Raw genomic sequence first — 2,338 nt, forward strand, 5'->3', positions numbered from 1 at the left:
CGAGGGGCCGACGGGGTGGGGGGCGGGTGGCGGAGGGCCGACCGCATCGGAGGCCGGCGGCACCTGAGGGGGTGGCTGCTGCGGGGGCCGAGGAGGCGTCGTCGTCATCGCGCCCCGGCCTCCTCCGGTACGCGGGACGCGACGGCCCCGACCGGGACGGCACCCGTGGCGGTCCGGTCCGCCAGCGCCCACCACGCCACCAGCCCGAAGCACACGGCCGTCAGCACGGTCGTCGGCCCGCCGATGTCCGCGTACACGAAGTCCACCAGCACCCAGACGACCAGCCCACACGCGGCGAGCCCGCAGTCGAGCCCGCCGGTTCCGTCGCCGCGCCGGACCCGCGCGAGGTTCCGCACCCCGCACACCGCCAGCAGCAGCCAGCTCCCCGCCAGCGTCAGGAAGCCGATCAGGCCCTGCTCACTCAGGACCAGCAGGTACATGTTGTGCGGCGAGAGCAGCGACTGCTTCTGGTACGTCGTCCCGGCGCCGGCGATGTCGCTGCCGGAGGAGAGCGCCAGCGAGGCGTGGCCGTCGCGGTGTTCGGGGAAGCCCTTCAGCCCGACGCCGGTCAGCGGCCGCTCGCGCCACATGTCGGCGGCGGCGGCCCACATGGTGTACCGGTCGATGACCGACTGGTCCGGCGCGTCGGCTACCTGCGTGATGCTGCTGATCCGGTCCTGCAGCATCACGGACCCGATACCGAGCCCGCCGACGAGGACCACGCCCACGGCGGCGACGGCCGCGAAGACCACCACCGCCCGCCGCAGCCCGGCCAGCACCACCTGGAGTCCGCACGCGGCGGCCGTGGCGATCCACGCGCCCCGGCTGAACGACACCGCGAGGGGCAGCACCAGCAGCGCCGAGCAGGTCAGCGCCCAGGCCCGCTGCTTCGCCGTCGCGGGCGCCAGCGCGAGCCCGACCGCGCACACCAGCCCGAACGACACCACGGTCGCCATCCCCATGACGTCCCCGGCCCCGAAGGTTCCGACGGCCCGGATGTTCTCACCGGAGTAACTGGCCCCGGTCCCGGTGGCGAACTGGTGCACACCGACGGCGCCCTGCCACAGCGCGAGCCCCACGAACGACCAGACCACCACCCGGAAGTCGGACCGGTTCCGGATGCCGAGCAGCACGGCCATCGGCACCAGCACGAAGATCTGGAGGTACCGGCCGAGCCCCGCGACCCCGGCCCCGGGGTCGATCGCCCCGGCCGCAGCCAGCGCGAGTCCGAGCACCGGCAGCCCCAAAACCACCGCCGCCGTACGGGTCAGGGGGCGCCGCCGGTCCCGCAGCAGCCGTACGGCGCACCACAGCACCAGCAGCCCGGAGACGACGTCGGCCGGGATCGCCCCGCCCTCGGCACCCTGCGTGATCGGCAGCGCGAGCGCGGCGACCACGGCGACCACGGGCAGGACGGGCGCAGCAGCGCGCAGAGACGTCAAGGTCAGCTTCCCGTCGGACGGACGAGCGCGGCGGCAGTGCGCACGAGGATGCAGAAGTCCTGCCACAGCGACCAGTTGTCGATGTAGGCGTTGTCGAAGCGGGCCCGGTCCTCGATGGAGGTGTCGCCGCGCAGCCCGGTGACCTGGGCCAGCCCGGTGATCCCGGTCCGCATCCGGTGCCGTGCCGCGTAACCCGCGTAGGTCTGCCCGAACTTGGCCACGAAGTACGGCCGTTCGGGGCGCGGGCCGACCAGGCTCATGTCGCCGCGCAGCACGTTCCACAGCTGCAGCAGTTCGTCCAGCGAGCTGCGCCGCAGGAAGCGGCAGAACCAGCCCATCTCCTGCTCGTTCGCCACGCTCCACCGGGTCGCCGCCTCGTGCGCGTCGGCCGGGCGGTGGGTGCGGAACTTCAGCAGCGTGAACGGCAGCCCGTCCCGCCCGATCCGCTCCTGCCGGAACACCACCCCGGGCCCGTCGCCCATCCGCAGCGCCACCGCGCACACCAGCAGCAGCGGGCTCACCAGCAGCAGCAGCGCCCCGGACACGGTCACGTCCAACAGTCGTTTGCCGAAGGCCTCATGCGTCCTCGTCAGTTCCAGCCGACGGCAGGCGAACCCGGCAAGCAACTCGGTCGAGCCGTCCCGGTCGTAGGAGGGGGACTCGGCGTCCACCTCCCACAGAGCGCAGCCGTCGTCCTCCAAGGTCTGGAGCAGCGAGGCGCGCTCGACGCGGGAGCCGACGACGAGCACGGCCTGGACGCCGTTCTGGACGGCCGCCCGCCGCACCTCCTCGGTGGTGGTCAGCACGGGCAGGCCCTCGGTCCCGGCCGCATGGTCCGCGACCACACCGACGGGCCGGATGCCGCACCCCGGGTGGCGCAGGAACGCGGCGGCCAC

At 73.8% G+C, this 2,338-nt stretch carries 2 protein-coding genes; both read right to left on the reverse strand.

Annotation, left to right across the window (positions count from 1 at the left end):
* Positions 1 to 104: 104 nt before the first annotated feature.
* On the reverse strand, positions 105 to 1,433 hold the full coding sequence (locus tag AWZ10_RS17825; protein WP_060891557.1) for an O-antigen ligase family protein: 1,329 nt from the start codon (positions 1,431 to 1,433) through the stop codon (positions 105 to 107).
* A gap of 11 nt (positions 1,434 to 1,444) precedes the next feature.
* The coding region (locus AWZ10_RS17830) for a sugar transferase (protein WP_208618516.1) at positions 1,445 to 2,338 on the reverse strand (894 nt) is incomplete at its 5' end.

The organism is Streptomyces europaeiscabiei, from assembly GCF_001550375.1.
Classification (GTDB): domain Bacteria; phylum Actinomycetota; class Actinomycetes; order Streptomycetales; family Streptomycetaceae; genus Streptomyces; species Streptomyces europaeiscabiei.